The sequence below is a fragment of the Pseudoxanthomonas sp. OG2 genome, from assembly GCF_014192765.1.
Lineage (GTDB): Bacteria > Pseudomonadota > Gammaproteobacteria > Xanthomonadales > Xanthomonadaceae > Pseudoxanthomonas_A > Pseudoxanthomonas_A beigongshangi.
On the sequence record NZ_JACHYM010000002.1, the window covers coordinates 1067640 to 1085737 of the forward strand.

Annotated in this window: 17 protein-coding genes and 1 riboswitch; of the genes, 7 read left to right on the forward strand and 10 right to left on the reverse strand. The window is 68.1% G+C overall.

Annotated elements, in window-relative coordinates; all coding sequences use genetic code 11:
- Positions 1-29: 29 nt before the first annotated feature.
- From FHW78_RS18050 to FHW78_RS18060, 3 genes are read right to left on the reverse strand one after another with little or no spacing between them, the layout of a single operon-like run.
- Positions 30-1109 carry a homoserine dehydrogenase gene (locus tag FHW78_RS18050; protein ID WP_183643916.1) on the reverse strand — a complete coding sequence of 360 codons (1080 nt, stop codon included), beginning with the start codon at positions 1107-1109 and terminating at the stop codon, positions 30-32.
- A complete protein-coding gene (locus FHW78_RS18055) occupies positions 1106-2326 on the reverse strand; it encodes an O-succinylhomoserine (thiol)-lyase (RefSeq protein WP_183643919.1) in 1221 nt (406 codons plus the stop codon). Before FHW78_RS18055 ends, FHW78_RS18050 begins: the two co-directional genes overlap by 4 nt.
- Complete coding sequence (locus FHW78_RS18060; RefSeq protein WP_255443339.1) at positions 2323-3369, reverse strand: homoserine O-succinyltransferase; 1047 nt, start codon at positions 3367-3369, stop codon at positions 2323-2325. The genes FHW78_RS18055 and FHW78_RS18060 overlap by 4 nt, the downstream gene beginning before the upstream one ends.
- A gap of 78 nt (positions 3370-3447) precedes the next feature.
- A riboswitch (SAM riboswitch) is annotated at positions 3448-3566 on the reverse strand.
- A 111-nt stretch (positions 3567-3677) separates the two neighbouring features.
- Here FHW78_RS18060 and FHW78_RS18065 point away from each other — a divergent pair.
- From FHW78_RS18065 to FHW78_RS18085, 5 genes are all read left to right on the forward strand, one after another.
- A complete protein-coding gene (locus tag FHW78_RS18065) occupies positions 3678-4766 on the forward strand; it encodes a phytase (protein ID WP_183643921.1) in 1089 nt (362 codons plus the stop codon).
- Positions 4763-5758 carry a peptidoglycan DD-metalloendopeptidase family protein gene (locus FHW78_RS18070; RefSeq protein ID WP_318288607.1) on the forward strand — a complete coding sequence of 332 codons (996 nt, stop codon included), beginning with the start codon at positions 4763-4765 and terminating at the stop codon, positions 5756-5758. The genes FHW78_RS18065 and FHW78_RS18070 overlap by 4 nt, the downstream gene beginning before the upstream one ends.
- A 46-nt stretch (positions 5759-5804) precedes the next feature.
- Positions 5805-7409 (forward strand): peptide chain release factor 3, encoded by a 1605-nt coding sequence (locus FHW78_RS18075; RefSeq protein ID WP_183643924.1) that lies wholly within the window; start codon positions 5805-5807, stop codon positions 7407-7409.
- A gap of 92 nt (positions 7410-7501) precedes the next feature.
- Entirely contained in the window at positions 7502-8173 is a 672-nt protein-coding gene (locus FHW78_RS18080; RefSeq protein WP_183643927.1) for a hemolysin III family protein, read from the forward strand.
- Positions 8174-8259: 86 nt separating this feature from the next.
- On the forward strand, positions 8260-10203 hold the full coding sequence (locus FHW78_RS18085; RefSeq protein WP_183643929.1) for an AsmA family protein: 1944 nt from the start codon (positions 8260-8262) through the stop codon (positions 10201-10203).
- Positions 10204-10206: 3 nt separating this feature from the next.
- Here the strand turns inward: FHW78_RS18085 and FHW78_RS18090 are convergent, their stop codons facing one another.
- The 3 genes from FHW78_RS18090 to mtgA are packed head-to-tail and all read right to left on the reverse strand — an operon-like array spanning position 10207 to position 12404.
- Positions 10207-10635 (reverse strand): CBS domain-containing protein, encoded by a 429-nt coding sequence (locus FHW78_RS18090; protein WP_141453858.1) that lies wholly within the window; start codon positions 10633-10635, stop codon positions 10207-10209.
- Positions 10595-11623 carry a glycosyltransferase family 2 protein gene (locus tag FHW78_RS18095; protein WP_183643932.1) on the reverse strand — a complete coding sequence of 343 codons (1029 nt, stop codon included), beginning with the start codon at positions 11621-11623 and terminating at the stop codon, positions 10595-10597. Before FHW78_RS18095 ends, FHW78_RS18090 begins: the two co-directional genes overlap by 41 nt.
- Before the next feature lie 7 nt (positions 11624-11630).
- Positions 11631-12404, reverse strand: a complete 774-nt coding sequence (mtgA, locus tag FHW78_RS18100; protein ID WP_183643935.1) for a monofunctional biosynthetic peptidoglycan transglycosylase — start codon at positions 12402-12404, stop codon at positions 11631-11633.
- A 74-nt stretch (positions 12405-12478) separates the two neighbouring features.
- Here mtgA and FHW78_RS18105 point away from each other — a divergent pair, with 74 nt between their 5' ends.
- Positions 12479-13375 (forward strand): Hsp33 family molecular chaperone HslO, encoded by an 897-nt coding sequence (locus FHW78_RS18105; protein WP_328805112.1) that lies wholly within the window; start codon positions 12479-12481, stop codon positions 13373-13375.
- Between the two features lie 153 nt (positions 13376-13528).
- Positions 13529-14359, forward strand: a complete 831-nt coding sequence (locus tag FHW78_RS18110; RefSeq protein ID WP_183644828.1) for a hypothetical protein — start codon at positions 13529-13531, stop codon at positions 14357-14359.
- Positions 14360-14456: 97 nt separating this feature from the next.
- On the opposite strand, the gene FHW78_RS18115 is transcribed toward FHW78_RS18110, so the two are convergent.
- The 4 genes from FHW78_RS18115 to FHW78_RS18130 are packed head-to-tail and all read right to left on the reverse strand — an operon-like array spanning position 14457 to position 18059.
- Positions 14457-15347: a DUF4097 family beta strand repeat-containing protein gene (locus tag FHW78_RS18115; protein ID WP_183643939.1), complete on the reverse strand. Its 891-nt coding sequence runs from the start codon at positions 15345-15347 to the stop codon at positions 14457-14459.
- A gap of 20 nt (positions 15348-15367) precedes the next feature.
- Positions 15368-15868 (reverse strand): anti-sigma factor, encoded by a 501-nt coding sequence (locus FHW78_RS18120; RefSeq protein ID WP_183643942.1) that lies wholly within the window; start codon positions 15866-15868, stop codon positions 15368-15370.
- A complete protein-coding gene (locus tag FHW78_RS18125; protein WP_183644831.1) occupies positions 15865-16428 on the reverse strand; it encodes a sigma-70 family RNA polymerase sigma factor in 564 nt (187 codons plus the stop codon). Before FHW78_RS18125 ends, FHW78_RS18120 begins: the two co-directional genes overlap by 4 nt.
- A 59-nt stretch (positions 16429-16487) precedes the next feature.
- Positions 16488-18059: a sulfotransferase gene (locus FHW78_RS18130; protein ID WP_183643945.1), complete on the reverse strand. Its 1572-nt coding sequence runs from the start codon at positions 18057-18059 to the stop codon at positions 16488-16490.
- Between the last annotated feature and the right edge of the window lie 39 nt (positions 18060-18098).

An 18098-nucleotide genomic window follows, 5' to 3' on the forward strand; every position in this document is an offset into this window, starting at 1 on the left:
ACCTCCCCGCCAGCCGAGCAAGCTCGGCTCTACGGGTTGGCGGTGATCGCCAATACGTCATCCAGCAACGCGGCCGCGGTCACTTCCGCGCCCGCGCCGGGGCCCTGCACCACCAGCGGCTGGTCCGGATAGCGATCGCTGAAGATCGCGACCCGGTTGTCGGTGCCGCCGCCGCCGCACAGCGGATGATCCGCGGCCAGCGTGCGCAGTCCGACGCTGGCGTCTTCGGCGTCGAAACGCCCCAGGAAACGCAGCTTTTCGCCGTTGCGGTAGGCCTCGCGGAAATGCGCGCCCAGCGGCGCGTCGAACTGGCCAAGCGCCTCGTCCAGCTCGGCGATCGTCAGCGTTGCCAATGCCGCCGGCACCAGCGACTCGACCTTCACGTCTTCCGACTGCAACGGCAGGCCGGCCGCGCGCGCCAGGATCAGCAGCTTGCGGCGCACGTCCTCGCCGGACAGATCGATGCGCGGATCCGGTTCGGTGTAGCCGGCCTCGCGCGCCTGGCGCACGAAGCCGGAGAACGGCCGCATGCCGTCGTAATGATTGAACAACCACGCCAGCGAACCGGACAGCACGCCTTCCACCCGATGGATGCGATCGCCGCCGGCGACCAGCGCGCGCAGGCTGCGCAGCAGCGGCAGGCCCGCGCCGACCGTGGCGCTGTCGCCGTAGTGCGCGCCCGAATCCCGGCGCGCGCGCTGGATGGCCTGTGCACGCACCAGCGCGCCACCGTTGCCCAGCTTGTTGGCAGTGACCACGTGGATGCCGCGCGCCAGCCACTCGGCATGCCAGTCGGCCACCGCGTCGCTGGCGGTGGCGTCGACGATGATGTCGCCGTCGCGCAGCGATTCGGCTTCCGCCCACGGCGGCAGTTCCGCATCGCGCGCCGGCGCGGCGCGGGCGGCATCCAGCGCATCGGCAGGCGCGGCGGCGCAGGCCTGCACGCTGCGCGAGTTGGCCAGCCAGGCGAACTCGGGCAGGCCCTCGACGCGCTCGCGCAGGCGGCCGTAGCGATCCACGAACGCGCTGCCGACCACGCCAGTGCCCAGCAGCGCCAGGCGCGGCGACGGCCGGCGGCGCGCCGCCGGAAGCTGGACGACCGCGCTCATGCGTCGGCGAGTTTTCGATCGGCCTCCGCGGCGGCGCGCTGCGCGCGCGCCAGACCGGCGGACAGATCGGCCAGCAGATCCTCGGTGGCCTCGATGCCGACCGACAGACGCAGCAGGCCATCGGAAATGCCCGCCTTGGCACGCGCTTCGGCGGTCATCGCCGCATGCGTCATCGAAGCCGGGTGCGCGACCAGGCTCTCCACCCCTCCCAGTGATTCGGCCAGGGTGAAGTAGCGCAGGCCTTCCACGAACGCGCGCACGGCCGCTTCGCCGCCATGCAGTTCCACGCTCAGCATCGCGCCGAAGCCCTTCTGCTGGCGCGCCGCCAGCGCGTGCCCCGGATGCGAGGCCAGGCCGGGGAAGTACACCTTCGATACCGCCGGATGCCCGTCCAGCAGGCTGGCGATGGCGTCGGCGTTCTCCTGGTGCACGCGCAGGCGCGCGTCCAGCGTGCGCAGGCCGCGCAGGGTCAGGAAGCTGTCGAACGGCGAGCCGGTCAGGCCCAGCGCGTTGGCCCACCACACCAGTTGCTGGTGCACTTCCGCATCGCGCGCGACCACCGCGCCGCCGACCACGTCGCTGTGGCCATTGATGTACTTGGTGGTCGAGTGCACCACCAGATCCGCACCGAACTCGATCGGCTTCTGCAAGGCCGGCGACAGGAAGGTGTTGTCGACCACGGTCAATGCGCCGGCCTTGTGCGCGGCATCGATGACGAAGCGCAGGTCGGTGATCCGCAGCAACGGGTTGGAGGGCGTCTCGATCAGCACCAGCCGCGGCGACTGCGCCAGTGCGTCGGCCAGCGAGCGCGGGTCGGTCAGGTCGGCGGTGATCAGCTCGAAGTGGCCCTTCTTCGCCAGCGCGTTGAACAGGCGCCAGCTGCCGCCGTACGCGTCATGCGGCACCACCAGGCGATCGCCCGGCTGCAGCAGCGCGTTGAGGACAAGGTTGATCGCGCCCATGCCGGTGGAGGTGATCACGCCGCCAACGCCGCCTTCCAGTTCCGCCAGCGCCTCGCCCAGCAGATCCCGGGTCGGGTTGCCGCTGCGGGTGTAGTCGTACTCGCGCTTGTTGCCGAAGCCGTCGAAGCTGAAGTTCGACGACAGCACGATGGGCGGCGTCACCGCGCCGTAGGCGGTATCGCGGTCGATGCCGGCGCGGACGGCGGCGGTGGCGGGACGACAGGGGTTGTCGCCGGCGGCGTCGAACTGGCTCATGCGTTTTCTCCGTTGCCGCGCAGGGCAGTGCTGAGGATCGCGTCGATGCGATCGGTTTCTTTCAGGAAGGCGTCGTGGCCATAGGGCGAGCGCAGCACGCGCAGGTTGCCCCGCGTGCCCAGCCCCTCGACCAGGGCCACGGAATCGGACAGCGGCACCAGCCGGTCACCCTCGACCGCGACCACCGTGGTGGGCACGCGCACGGCGGCCGGATCGATGCGGTGCAGATCGATGGATTCGGACAGGCGCAGGTAGGCGGTGACCGGGGTGCGCGCCACGTACTGCGCGCCGGCGGCGTCCAGGTAGTCCTCGGCGGCGCAACGCACGCGGCCATGCACGATCTCGGCGGCGGCGTCGAAGCGCTCCTCGAATTCTTCCGGCGTGCGGTAGCTGAGCATGGCGAACTGGCGCGCCAGCGAAAGTCCTTCCGCGTCGGCGCACTGCAACTGGCCCAGGCTGACCGCGCGGCGCTGCAGCGCGCGCCAGGCGGCGGCATACGGATGGGCGCGGTGCGCGCCGCTGACCGCCACCAGCTTTGCCAGCCGGGCCGGATGGCGCACCGCCAGTTGCAGGCCGACCAGCGCGCCATAGGAATAGCCGACGAAGGCATGCAGCTGGCGGATGCCCAGCGCGTCCAGCAGCTTCACGATCACGTCGGCCTGGTCGGCGGTGTCGATGGGCGCGTCGAGCTTGCCGTCGGCGCCGATGAAATCGATCGCCAGCAGGCAGCGGTGTGCCGGATCCAGCGCGCGGCCGGTGCCGACCAGATCGTTCAACCAGCCCTTTTCCGCGAACGTGGCGCTGGCGGCCAGGTGCCGGTGCGCGGAGATGCCGCCGGCGACGAACACCACCGGCGCGTCCACCGCGCCCGACAGTTCATAGCGCAGCCGGATCAGGTGCCGGCCCGCGTGGCGCATGTCCAGTTCCAGCGCGATTTCGCCACGGCGGGCGGTGATGCCGTCCTGGGCAAGGAGAACGGCATCGGCCGTACAGGACGCGGGCACGGAAGACAGGGAAGACGCGGCGGCGGTGGCGAAGCTCATGGCGGTGTCCGGTGAAGAGGGGACTTGCGGCCATCGAGCTTTCGCGGAGCTCGCGTTCGCCGTGCAGAGGCACGGTACGAACCATCTTTCGGGCAGACGCAAAGGTCCCCGCAGGATTTGGCACCGACCACGACGCTTGCGCATCGCTGGTTGCCCCGGCTTCTTCGGGCCTGTCCCTCTGCCGGTCTCGATGGTGACCGGCACTTTGCCAGCGGCTTTTCCCAATGTCAATCGCTTTATGCGGATGGAGCGATGGATCTTCCGTGATGCCCCTCCCGGCTCCGTGACCCATGCCGCATAATCCCGCCATGACCCGGAAATACCTGTTTGCGGGCGCCCTGGCCCTGCTGGCCGGTTGCGCCACCCAGAGCCACCACACCTCCCGCCCTCCCGCACCGACGCCGACCACCGCCGCCGACGTCATCGTCCCCGAAGCCTGGGTCTCCGCCCCGGTCCCGGAAGACGAACTGGACTCGCTGGCCGCCTGGCCGACCGAAGACGGACGGGTCTGGCTGATCGCCACCGCCAAATCCAGCCACCGCCTGGCGGTGTACGACGGCGACACCGGCGAACGCCTGCGCACGGTCGGCGGCCCGGGCCAGGCACCGGGACAGTTCAACCGGCCCAACGGCATCGCCGTGTTCGGCGACCTGCTGTTCGTCGCCGAACGCGACAACCACCGGGTGCAGGTGATGCGCCTGCCGGAATTCACCCCGGTGGCGCAGATCGGCCAGGACGCGCTGAAGGTGCCCTACGGGCTCTGGCTGGACGAAACCGGTCCCGGCCAGCTGGACCTGTTCGTCACCGACAGCTTCATGGCCGACTTCCGCACCGGCAAGCTGCCGCCGCTCAGCGAGCTCGACCAGCGCATCAAGCATTTCCGCGTCGAGGAAGACGGGGACGGAAGCGTGCGGTGGCGCCTGCTGGGAAGCTTCGGCGCGACCGACGAGGCCGGCGCGTTGCGCATGGTCGAATCCATCGCCGGGGATCCCCTGCACGACCGGCTGCTGATCGCGGACGAGGACCGCCGGGTGGGTTCGACCCTGCGCGACTACACCCTGTCCGGGCGGTACCGCGGACTCAGCCTTCCCGCGTTCGACGCGGACGCCGAGGGCATCGCGCTGTGGCCCTGCGCGGTCGATCGCGGCTACTGGATCGCGGTGGACCAGCTCACCCCCACCCTGTTCCGCGTATTCGATCGCACCAGCCTGGCACCGCGCGGTATCTTCCGCGGTGAACAGGTCAGCAACACCGATGGTGAGACCCTGTACGCGGCATCGACCCGGCGCTTCCCGGCCGGTGCGCTGTTCGCGCTGCACAATGATCAATCACTGGCCGCGTTCGACCTGCGTGACGTCGCGCGCGCCCTGAGCCTTGGAAACGACTGCCTGCCGTGAACCCCGCCCTGCGCACGTCCCTGCTCTGCCTCGCCGCCGCCACGCTGCTCGCTGGCGCCGTCCCCGGCGAGGCGGCGCGGCTGTACCGCTGGAAGGACAAGCACGGCTATACCCAATACGGCGACAAACCGCCGGAGGCCGGCGAACTGGTGGATGCCAGCGTGGACGTGCTGCGCTTCCACAACGCCCCCAGCGCGCAAGTGCGGCTGCGGCTGGAACGCAGCGGCCTGCGCTACCAGGCGTGGGCGGACAACCTGCTGCACGGGCCGGTCGAGGTGCGCCTGGGTTTCAAGCGCAACAGCAACGTCGCCGCCCAGCCGGCGCTGCCGGCGACCGCGGTGGTGCCGGCGCGCAGCAGCGTCCTGGTCGCCAGCATTTCGATGCGCGATCCCCTGCGTGGCGGCGATTTCGAACTGGCGCTGGACTCCCTGCCGGGTGATCCCGCTGCGCACGGCCAGGATTACGAATACCGCCTGCCCTTCGAATACGGGCGGGTGCGGGTGGACCAGGGCCCGGGCGGCGGATTCAGCCACAACGACGCGCAGAACCTGTACGCCATCGACTTCGCGGTCCCGGTGGGCACGCCGATCCTCGCCGCGCGCGAGGGCATGGTGATGCAGGTGGAGTCCGACTTCGACAAGGCCGGCCTGAACCGCGAACGATTCGGCGGCCGCGCCAATTTCATCCGCATCGTCCACGGCGACGGCAGCATGGCCGTCTACGCGCATCTCAAGCCGGAAGGCGTGCAGGTGCGCGAGGGCCAGTACGTGCGCAAGGGGCAGCGCATCGGGCTGTCCGGCAACACCGGGTTCAGCACCGCCCCGCACCTGCATTTCGTGGTCCAGGTGAACCGCGGCATGGCGCTGGAATCCATTCCGTTCAGGATGTTCGGCCCGCTGGGCCAACTCCAGTTCCCCAGCCAGCACGCCGGATCCGGTCCCATCGAACCGCCCGCCGGCGCCGCCCCGGCGGACCGGGCCAACCCGCTATAATTCGCGACTTTCCCCGTCTCCCAGCGCCCGCGCGGGCGCCCTTGCCATGTCCGAAGTCGCCACCGAAGCCGCGCGCCGCCGCACCTTCGCCATCATCTCCCACCCTGACGCCGGCAAGACCACGCTGACCGAAAAGCTGCTGCTGTTCGGCGGCGCGATCCAGATGGCCGGTTCGGTCAAGGGCCGCAAGGCCGCCCGCCACGCCACCTCCGACTGGATGGCGCTGGAAAAGGAGCGTGGCATCTCGGTCACCTCCTCGGTCATGCAGTTCCCGTACGAAGGCAAGATCGTCAATTTGCTGGACACGCCCGGCCACGCCGACTTCGGCGAAGACACCTACCGCGTGCTGACCGCTGTGGACTCGGCGCTGATGGTCATCGACGTGGCCAAGGGCGTGGAAGAGCGGACCATCAAGCTGATGGAAGTGTGCCGCCTGCGCGACACCCCCATCATGACCTTCATCAACAAGCTCGACCGCGAAGGCCGCGAGCCGATCGAACTGCTGGACGAAGTCGAGCGCGTGCTCGGCATCCAGTGCGCGCCGGTGACCTGGCCAATCGGCATGGGCAGCCGCCTGAAGGGCGTGGTACACCTGCTGACCGGCGAGGTCCACCTGTACGAGCAGGGCCGCAATTTCACCCGCCAGGATTCGACCATCTTCGCCTCGCTGGACGATCCGCAGCTGGAAGCGCGCATAGGCGCCGAGATGCTGGCCAGCCTGCGCGACGAACTGGAACTGGTGCAGGGCGCCTCGCATCCCTTCGATCTGCAGGCCTATCGCGAAGGCCGGCAGACCCCGGTGTTCTTCGGTTCGGCGGTGAACAACTTCGGCGTGCAGCCGCTGCTGGACTTCTTCGTCGAGCACGCGCCCTCGCCACAGGCCCGCGCAACCACCGGCCGCAACGTGCAGCCGACCGAGAACAAGCTGACCGGCTTCGTCTTCAAGATCCAGGCCAACATGGATCCGCAGCACCGCGATCGCGTCGCCTTCATGCGCGTGTGCTCGGGTCGTTTCGAAGCCGGCATGAAGGCCTTCCACGTGCGCAGCGGCAAGGACATCAAGCTGGCCAACGCACTGACCTTCATGGCCAGCGATCGCGAGATCGCCGCCGAGGCCTGGCCGGGCGATGTCATCGGCATCCACAACCACGGTACCATCTCGATCGGCGACACCTTCACCGAGGGCGAATCGCTGGGCTTCACCGGCATCCCCAACTTCGCGCCGGAACTGTTCCGCCGCGCGCGCCTGCGGGATCCGCTCAAGCTCAAGCAGTTGCAGAAGGGCCTGGCCCAGCTCAGCGAGGAAGGCGCGACCCAGTTCTTCCGCCCGCTGATGAGCAACGACCTCATCCTCGGCGCGGTCGGCATGCTGCAGTTCGACGTGGTCGCCTACCGCCTGAAGGACGAGTACGGCGTGGACGCGAGCTTCGAGAACGTCAGCGTCGCCACCGCCCGCTGGATCCGCTGCGACGACGCGAAGAAGCTGGAAGAGTTCCGCGACAAGAACGCGATGAACCTGGCCGTCGACGCCGCCGGGCAACTGGTCTACCTCGCGCCGACGCGGGTCAACCTGCAACTGGCGCAGGAACGTGCGCCGGCCGTGCAGTTCCTGGCCACCCGCGAACACGCGCACGCCGCCGCGGTGGATTGATCGCCGCGCGCCGCCCGTGTTTTCCGGCTCCATGCTGAAGACACGGGCGGCGTATGGATGCAGCGCTTGCTGCATTGCGGTAACGTCCGCGCATGACCGCCGAACACTCCCATCCGCGCGCCGCGCACATCCGTGACGAGATCGCCAGCGCCCTGACCCATGGCCTGGGCGCGATGGCCGCCCTGGCCGGTGGCGCGGTGCTGATCACCCTGGCCGCCATCTACGGCGACGGTTGGCAACTCGGCGCGTCGATCGTGTTCGGCGTGACCCTGTTGCTGCTGTACACGGCTTCCACGCTTTACCACGCCATCCAGCACCCGGTCGCCAAGGGCCGCCTGAAGGTGTTCGATCACTGCGCGATCTATCTGTTGATCGCCGGCACCTACACGCCGTTCACCCTCATCGGCCTGCGCGGTCCCTGGGGCTGGAGCCTGTTCGCGGCGATCTGGACGCTGGCGGTGGGCGGGGTGATCTTCAAGCTGTTCTACACCGGCCGCTTCAAGCTGCTGTCCACGCTGATCTACATCGCGATGGGCTGGCTGGTGATGGTGGCCATCAAGCCTATGCTGACCTCGCTCGATGCCTGGACCCTGGGCTGGCTGCTGGCAGGCGGCCTCTTCTACACCCTGGGCACCTATTTCTACCATCGCGAGTCGATCCGCTATTCGCACGCGATCTGGCACCTGTTCGTGATCGCCGGCAGCGTCTGCCACTACATCGCGGTCACCGAACAGGTCCTGCGGCCTCGCCTGGCCGGCGGTTGAGCGCGCCGCACGCCGGCTGAACACGCGAAACCCGGCTTGACCCGGCTTTCGCATGGCCTGAACAACCGCGCTGGCTAAGTGGGCGCATGAATCGCGTCCCTGCCCGCAAGACGCCATTCCGCTGGCCCCGGCCCTCACGCCGCACGGGCATGGTCCTCGCGCTGCTGGTCGCGCTCGTGGCCGTGCTGATCGCCTTGTTCGACTGGAACTGGTTCAAGGGTCCGCTCGAACGGCAGGTTCAGGCCCGTACCGGCCGCGAATTCCGCATCGGCGGCAACCTGGACGTGGACCTTGGGCGCATTACCACCGTGCGCGGCGACGCGCTGCGTTTCGGCAACGCGGCATGGTCGCGAGAACCGACCATGGCGGCGGCGCGGCGGGCGGAACTGGACATCGAAATCTGGCCGCTGCTGCGGGGACAGGTCCGCATTCCCGAGATTCGCCTGATCGAACCCACCCTGCGCCTGGAAACCGGACCGGGTGACAAGGGCAACTGGGACTTCGGGGCTTCCGGCGAGACGGATCTGCGCTTCCATCGCCTCTGGGTCCGCGACGGTCGCCTGCGCTATCTCGACGCGCCGGAAAAAACCGACATCGATATCCGGTTGAACAGCGTGGCGTCGTCTGGCAAGGAAAATGCGCCATCGGTGGCCATCGATGGAGGCGGCCATTGGAGCGGCGAGCCCTTCCGGCTGCAGGGACAGGCCGCCTCGCCGCTGGCGCTGCGCGATGCCAGCCAACCCTATCGCATCGACCTGCGCGCGCAGGCCGGCGCCACCCGCGCCCACGCCCGTGGCAGCCTGCTGGATCCGCTGCGCCTGCGCGGCTTCGATCTGAAGCTGCAATTGGCCGGCCGCGACATGCAGGATCTGTATCCGCTGCTCGGCATCGCCATCCCACCCACGCCCCCGTACCGATTGGACGGACGCTTCACCCGCGACGGCAATACCTGGCGCTACGACGGCTTCACCGGCCAGGTCGGCGACAGCGATCTTGGTGGTTCGGCCAGCGTGACGGTCGGCCGCGCGCGTCCATTGCTGAAAGCGGATCTGGTCTCGCGACGCCTCGACTTCGATGACCTGGCAGGCTTCGTGGGCGCGGCGCCGCAGACCGGTGGCGAGGAAACCAGCAACGCCGAACAAAAGGCCGAAGCGGCCGAGCAGCGCGCCGATGCGCGCGTGCTTCCTGACACGCCCTACCAGTTGGCCAAGCTGCGCGCGATGGATGCGGACGTGCGCTGGAAGGCACATCGCATCAACGCGCCGAAACTGCCCCTGGACGACATGGACGCGCACCTGCGCCTGGACGGCGGCCTGCTGCACCTGGATCCGCTCAACTTCGGCGTCGCCGAAGGCGACATCCGCTCGAACATCCGCATGGATGCGCGCACCGACACCATCCGTACCCGCGCCGACATCTCGCTGCGCCGGCTGAACCTGGCGCGGTTGTTCCCGGATGCCGAAATCACCCGCACGGCCATCGGCCGCATCGGCGGCGATGTCGCCATCACCGGCACCGGCAACTCGGTCGCGCGCATCCTTGGCAGCGCCGACGGCGACATCGCGATCGGCATGGGCCAGGGCCGGATCAGCAACCTGCTGATGGAACTAGCCGGACTGGACGTCGCCGAGTCGCTCAAGTTCCTGCTGACCAGGGACAAGACCGTTCCGGTACGCTGCGCGTTCGGCGACTTCGCCGTGCAGGACGGCGTGATGCACGCGCGCACGCTGGCCTTCGATACCACCGACACGCTGATCGTCGGCAAGGGCGATATCAGCCTGAAGGAGGAAACCCTGGATCTGGAACTGCGGCCGCGACCGAAGGACCGCAGCATCCTGGCCCTGCGTTCTCCGCTGGTGGTGCAGGGCACCTTCCGGGATCCCTCGTTCCGTCCCGACTTCAAGCGCCTGGGCCTGCGCGGCGCGACCGCGCTGGCGCTGGGCAGCATCGCGCCGCCGGCCGCGCTGCTGGCCACCCTGGAACTGGGTCCGGGCAAGGACGCCGGCTGCGGCGGCCAGTACGCGCGTTGAGCGTCAGCTGGCGATGTAGCGCTGCAGTTGGTCCAGTTCCAGTTGCTGGTCCTCGATCACCGCCTTGACCAGATCGCCGATCGAGATCACGCCGGCCACGCGATCGCCTTCCAGCACCGGCAGGTGGCGGATGCGGTGTTCGGTGACGATCTGCATGCAGCGATCGACCGTGTCGTCCGGGCCGACGGTGATCACCCGCCCGGTCATGATGTCGCGCACCGGCGTGTTGGCCGAGGAACGCCCCTGCAGCACCACCTTGCGTGCGTAGTCACGCTCGGAAACGATGCCGCACAGTCTGGCTCCCTGCATGGCCAGCACCGCGCCCACGCTTTTCTGCGCCATCAACTTGATGGCGTCGAGCACCGAATCGTCCGGGGAAACCGCGAAAACCTCAGGGCTCTTGGCCCCCAACAACTGGCGAACCGTGCGCATGACTGCCTCCATCGGATGGTCGAGAGGGCTGGCCCAAGGATACTCCTGCGGCGCCGGGTTGCCATACATCGACCAGGTACAGCGGGCGCTGCTTGGACTCCTCGTAAAGCCGGCCCAGGTACTCGCCGATGATGCCCAGCGCGACCAGTTGCACGCCGCCCAGGAACAGGATGACCGCCATCATCGTCGGCCAGCCGGCCACCGGGTCGCCCCACAGCATCGCCTTGACCACCACCCACAGCGCGGCCAGGAACGCCAGCAGCGCGGTCAGCACACCCAGGTAGGTCGCCGCCCGCAGGGGCGCGGTGGAGAAGCTGGTGATGCCCTCCAGGGCGAAGTTCCACAGCTTCCAGAAACCGAAGTTGGTGTCGCCCGCCAGCCGAGGCTCGCGCCGGTAGGCGATGGCGGTCTGGCGGTAGCCCACCCAGCCGAACAGCCCCTTCATGAAGCGGTGGCGCTCACGCAACCCGCGCAACGCCTCCAGCGCGCGCGGCGACAGCAGGCGGAAATCGCCGGTGTCGGCCGGGATGGGCGTCTTGGAGAGCCGGCCGATGACGCGGTAGAACAGGTGCGCGGTCGAACGCTTGAGCCAGCCCTCGCCTTCGCGCTCGCTGCGGGTGCCATGCACGTTGTCGTAGCCCTGCCGCCAAAGTTCGACGAAGCGGGGAATCAGTTCCGGCGGGTCCTGCCCATCCGCGTCCAGGATGATCGCCGCACCCGCGTGGACCTGATCCAGCCCGGCGGTCAGCGCCGCCTCCTTGCCGAAGTTGCGCGATAGCCGCAGCAGCGACACCCGCGGATCCTGCGCCGCCAGCCGCTGCATGACCGCCCAGGTCGCATCGGTGCTGCCGTCGTCCACGTACACCACGCGCGCGCGCAGGCTGCCTTCCATGCCCTCCAGCGTGGACGCCAGCCGCGGGTGCAGCAACGGCAGCGCATCGGCTTCGTTGCGCGCCGCGACCACTACCGTCAGCAGATCATCGCTCATGGCTCGCTCAGTCCAGTTGCTCGAGATACCCGGTGCCACCGATCTGGCGGACCTGGCGCTGGATCCAGTTGGCCCGGCGCTGCACGTAAGGCCCGGGATTGCGCGCGTTGTAGCGGCGCGGCGCCGGCAGCACCGCCGCCAGCCGCGCGCTCTCGGCGGGCGACAGGCGCGATGCGTCCTTGCCCCAGTAGCGGCGGGCGGCCGCCTGGGCGCCGTAGACGCCGTCGCCGAACTCGGCGATGTTCACGTGCATTTCCAGGATCCGCGACTTCGGCCAGAAGGTCTCGATCAGCAAGGTGTACCAGACCTCGAATCCCTTGCGTACCCAGCGCGAAGGCCGGCTGCTGCCCTGCCACAGGAACAGGTTCTTGGCGACCTGCTGGCTGAGGGTGCTGGCGCCGCGCAGCCGCCGCCCCTTGGCATTGCTCGCGCGCGCCTTCTCGATGGCCTTGAAATCGAAACCGTTGTGCCCGGCGAAGTTCTGATCCTCGGCCGCCACCACGGACAACGGCAGGCTCGGCGCAATCCTGTCCAGATCCCGCCAGGCATGCTGGATGCGGAAACCCCAGTCGCCCTCGGACCAGGCTTCGATCTGGCGCGCGACCATGAAGGCCGACAGCGGCGGGTCGACGAAGCGCAGGACCACGACCTGCAGGACGCTCGCCGCCGCGAACAGGAATGGCAGCGCCAACAGCCATCGGCCCCAGCGGCGTCGGCGGCGGACCGGTCTCCCGCCCGCTTCCTGGCCCGCCGTCTTGAGGAAGGCCGGATTCGCCCCCATCGTCACACCATCCTTTGCCATCGCAATGCCGCATTATGCCGATGCGGCCGGTTTTCCCGCATCCCGGAGTCCTCGTGAACCCCAGCCCCGACAACGACACCCAGATCCGTTTCCTGCTGCCCAAGGCCGGCGTGCGCGGCGTGACCGTGCACCTGGATCAGTCGTGGCGCGAACTGCTTTCGCACCAGGCCTATCCGCCCGCCGCCGCGGCATTGCTGGGCGAAGCCAGCGCGGCGGCGGTGCTGTTCACCGGACACACCAAGGTGGATGGCCGCCTCTCCATCCAGCTGCGCAGCCGCGCGTCGTTGCGCACCCTGTTCGCCGAATGCACGGCGGCGGGCACGCTGCGCGGCATCGCCCAACTCGAGGACGGCCACGACGCCCCGCGCGACCTGCGCGACCTCGGCGAGGACGCCCTGCTGGCCATCACCATCGAGAACCCGGGCCTGGACCCGCGCGAGCCGCAGCGCTACCAGAGCCTGGTGTCGCTGGACGCCGAATCGCTGGCCGGGGCCTTCGAGGACTACTTCCGCCAGTCGGAGCAGTTGCCGACCCGCCTGCTGCTGGCCAGCGACGGCGAACGCGCCGCCGGCCTGATGCTGCAGAAGCTGCCCGGCGACGAGGGCGACGCCGACGGCTGGCACCGGGTGGGCGCGCTGTTCGACACCCTGTCCGAGGACGAACTGCTGGCCACCGCTCCTCATCTGCTGGTCCATCGCCTGTTCCATGAGGAAGCTCCCGAACGGATGGCCGAACGGCCACTGCGCTTTGGCTGCTCCTGTTCCCGTGATCGGGTCGCGGCCATGCTGCAGTCGCTGGGGGAAGAAGAAGCCCACGCCGCGCTGGTGGACGGGACGGCGGAAGTCCGCTGCGAGTTCTGCGGTCAAAAATACCAATTCAATACCAACCAGATCGCGGAACTTTTTGTCCAACCGCCGGTCGGAATCGAGGCCCCGGCCAGGCTCCAGTAGCGTTATTTTTGGAAGCAGGCGGGTCCTGGGGACTTGTTAAAGAAACATAAACGGCATAGCATCAGTTCCCCTTCGGGAGGGGAACTCCGCGTCAACGATCGGGGTCTGAAGCGAGCCATGAAACTGCGTCATCTGCGACTACCGTTAGCCGTTCTGCTCGCCCTTGGCGTGGCGACGGGCGCGGCTGCGCAGACCAAGCAGAAGAAGTCCGAGCGCGCCGCGCCGACCGCACTCCCCATTCTGAACAACGCCAACGGCAAGGTCGAAGCCGTGCTGTTGCTCGAGCCCACCGGCGAAGCCTCCGCGGGCGCGCGCTGGCGCTTCGGCAGCAACACGCTGAGCGCGGCCTTCGGCCTGGAAGCCGGCGATTCGCTGGGCCTGGTGTGCAACCGGCAGAGCGGCATCGTCGGCAACATCGGCAGCCTGGCCAGCCACTGCATGCTGGCGGCACTGGACAGCGATGAAGCCAACGGCCAGCGCATCAGCGCCGGTGCGACCCTCAGCCGTCCCGGCGGCCGTCTCGGCCTGTCGGCCGGCACCGGTCGCGACACCCTTCCCGTCTGGCTGTCCGGTGGCAAGGTTTCCGGCGGACGCGTCGAACAGAACGATTTGGCGGTGTTCGGCGAGAAGAACATCGGCCGCGAAGGCTTCGTCTCCATCGGCGGCGCGGTCGCCCGCGCCCGCCTGGTGCCGGCGTCGGACCTGCCGGCGATCGCCGATCACTGGAACAGCAAGACCTTCACGGTTGGCGGCGGCTACGGTCCCTTCAGTGCCAACATCATCGGCCGCGTCATCGATGTGCCGGGCCAGCCGGGCAAGTGGGAAGGCCTGGGCCTGGGCTTCACCTGGCGAACCCCGTGGAGCGGCCAGTTGACCGTGGGCGCGGAAAACGTCATCAGCCGCGGCAAGAATCCGTTCTCGCTGAGCAACGACAAAGCCGACGAAGGCACGGTGCCCTACGTGCGCTACGAGCAGGATCTCTGATTCACCGGGCTCCCGGAACGGTTCCTCGCAACAAAACCCGGATACAGGAAAGGCCGCGATTTCCGCGGCCTTTCTGCTTTCCGGATACCGATGCGGCTTACTCGAAGCGGAGCTCCGCATTGCCGGAGAAGGTCTCCAGGCTGATGTCGCCATCGCCGCTGCCGTAGCGGGTCTGGAAACTGGCGCCCGGCCCGGCGCCACGCTCGACCTTCACCCCCGGCGCACGCAGATCGCCACTGAAGGTTTCACCCCGGACCGAGGCCGAAAGGTTCTTGGGCACGATCAACAGCACGTTGCCGCTGACCGTCTCCATGTGGAACTCCGCCTTGGGCGCCACACCGGTACTGACCCGGAGATCGCCACTGACCGTATTGGCCTTGAATTCGCGCAGGCGCTCATCCTTGACGGCGACATTGACGTTGCCGGAGACACTCTCGACGGTGACCTCGCCATTCAGGCGTCCATTGAGGGTCAGGCTGCCACTGACGGTCTGGGCATCGACTTCCGCGCTGTTGAGGGTCAGGCGGACATCGCCGCTGACCGAACTGATGTCCGCGCTCCGCGGCGCGCCGATCGCCACCACCTGGCCGCTGACCGCTTCGATCGACAGCGAACCCGCCGCCACGCCCTCGACATCGACGTCGGCCGACACCGAATCGATCTCGAGGTCCGCGCGCAGCGGCACCATGAGCTGCAGATCGGTCGGTTCGCTGCGGCGCTCCCCCCAGCCACCGCCATTCGGGTACTCGACGGAGACATTCAGGTGTTCGCCGCCGCCGTCGATCTCCAGCTTTTCGACCCCGGCCCCCAGGGTACCAGTGATTTTGACCTCGGGCCGGTCCCAGGTGCGGACCTGGATCCGTCCCTTGAGGTTGCTGACGTCCACGCGCCCGCGCGGATCCAGCGGGCGACTCTCGTTGATGGGCGTACCGGCCAGTGCCGGACATGCCATGACCAGCGACAGCAGCAGCACGGAAGTTCTGAACATGTACATGGGAGACTCCTTGGTCAACTCATCATTGCGCGCTGGGTCAACGCCAGGCGCTTGGCATAGGTGCGGCGCAACTGCTCGAGCAGGAAGCGCGTGTTGGGTGCGCGGTCCAGCGCGGCAAGGATTTCCTCGGCGCTGCGATCGAGCTCCTGCAGGGCGCCCCCCAGTTCCGGATGGGCCTCTGCTCCCTGGATCTGCGCCAGCGCTCCCTGGTAGTCGCGGGTCAGCTGCACCGCTTCCTGCCTGATCAGGGGCTCCTCCTGGGGCGATGTCAGATGCGTGGCCTGCCACAGGAAGCCCACGGTCAACAGGACGGAGGCCGCCATCGCCCAAGGCACCAGCCGGCGCGCGCGCAAAGGCAGGCTGGCAACTCGTTCCCGGCCTGCCGAAGACCCGGTGGACGGCTGCGGCAGCTCCGCAATGCGGGCGGCGATACCCGGCCACAGGTCGCGGGACGGTGGAACATCCTGGCGCAGGCCCTTCAACTGCCAGCGCAGGCGATCGTTTTCTTCGTTCATGCTTCTACTCCCAATCTTTCGCGCAGCAGCTGCCGGGCGCGATGCAGTTGCGCCTTGGAACTGCCAACCGCCATGCCCAATTCGCTGGCGATTTCCTCATGTTTCCAGCCTTCCACGTCGTACAGCACCAACACCGCGCGCGCGCGTGGCGGCAGCGTCGCCACCGCCCGTTCCAGATCCAGCGAGAGCGCGGTCTGGTGGCCCGCGGAATCGGCCATGCCCAGATCGTCCAGGCGGTCCTCGTCTTCATCGAACAGCGGCTGCGACCGGCGCGAGCGCAGTTCCATCAGCGCGGTATTGACCGCCAACCGATGCAGCCAGGTGCTGAAAGCGCTTTCGAAACGGAACTTTGGCAGTGCCTGCCAGGCACGCACGAAGGCTTCCTGGGTCAGGTCATCCGCACGCACGCCCTGGCCACCGACCAGGCGCTGGATGACGCCATGGATGCGGCTGGCATGCCGGCGGTAAATCGCTTCGAAGGCGCGCATGTCGCCGCCGACGGCGGCCCGGACCAGGCCATTGTCGGTCTCGGCGGCCGCCAGGGCGGTCGTGTCGGTCATCAGGTCGGTCACGGCGGCGTTCAGCATATCCCTTTGGATGTGCCACCGACGGGAAAGGTTTAAGCCGTTTCCGCCCTCAGACCGCGAATCAGCGGCTGCAGGTAGTCCTCGTAGGGCGCCCACTTGGGCCGTTCCAGCGCGACCACCCGGTCACGCACCTGCACGGCGCTGGCCGTCGCGACCCCGCGGGTCCGCTCCTGCAGCGCCAGCATGCCCGGCTCGAATTCGAAGCCGCAGAAATCGGCCACTTCCCGCAGCACCGTCTCGGTATCGCGGGTCAGCCGGCCATAGTCCACGTCCAGGACCCGGCCGGGGTAAGCCTGGCGCCAATGCGCCATCAGGCGCTCGTACTGCCGATGGTAGTACGCCAGTTCGTCCTGGTCGTAGGAATAAGGATTGGCGTCGGAGAACAGCTCGCGCAGATTGGAGAAACAGGTCTCCACCGGGTCGCGGACCATATGCAGGATCTTCGCCTGCGGCAACGCCTGGCAGATGAAGCCGATGTTGAGGAAATTGGAGGGCAGCTTGTCGGTGAAGAAGCGCTCCTTCCCCAGCCGCCATTCCATTTTCTGCAGATAGCCCTGCCCCGCCGCGGCATAGTCCACGCCCGCCGCCGCCTTCCGCGCCAGCGTCTCGTCGATGACGCCTCGGCAGTGGTAGTCGGTCGCCCAGCGCATCTGACTGGTGAAGTCGTACAACTCGCCGACACCGTGGATGTCGCCATGCCCGTCCAGCAACTGCTCCAGCAGGGTGGTCCCGGAGCGGTGCATGCCGACGATGAAGATCGGCACGCGTCCCGCATGGGACTCGCCTGGCGTCCGCATATCGCCCGTTCCCGTGGGAAGCGCGATCAGCGCATCCACCAGCCGCCGCGATTCCTCGCTCTGATATTTCAGCGTCGACCGCTTGGCCCGGCAGGCCAGCGTCAATGCCTCGCCCGCGCCGGCGAAATCACCAATGTCGTCCAGCTCCTTGTGCAGCGCATAGGCCAGCAGCGCCACCTCGTCCGGACGCTTGCCCGGCGCGGCCAGCAGGCGGCGCAACCGCTCCACATGGTTCGCATCCTTGCTCTGCTTGCGCAGGCGGGAGACCAGCCACCAGGCCTGGGCGATTTCCGGTGCGCGCCGCAGGCAGTACTGGAGGTCTTGTTCTGCCGCCTGGAACCGACCCAGATAGGTCAGGACCTGCGCGCGCGCCATCAGCGTCGGCGGATAATCCGGATCCGCGCGCTTGGCTTCGTCCAGCAGCCGCAGGGCATCTTCCTGCCGATTGAGGTAGCTCAGCTGGGCGGCAAAGGCCAGCAGCAAGGGGATCGGAACCCGATCCAGGCCACCCAGCCCACGCAGGCAGTCCTGCAAGACCTCGGCTTCGTTGAATGTGCGCAGGCGCTTGGCGAGTTCGGCCAGCACCGGAAGTTCTCTGGGCTTCGCCGCAGCCGCGCCCAATGCATATTCCCGCGCAGCCCGGTAGTGACCTTGCAGGGATTCGACATATGAAAGCTGGGTCAATGCCCCTGCATGTCCGGGCTGCCGCGCGAGAATCGCCTTGTAGGCTTCCCGCGCCGCATGCCAATTGCCCTGTCCGGCCAGTTGTTCGGCACGCTGGGATAACTCGGAAATCGATGGATTCATGCCTTGATCATACAAAAGGCGGCCACCCCGAGGTGGCCG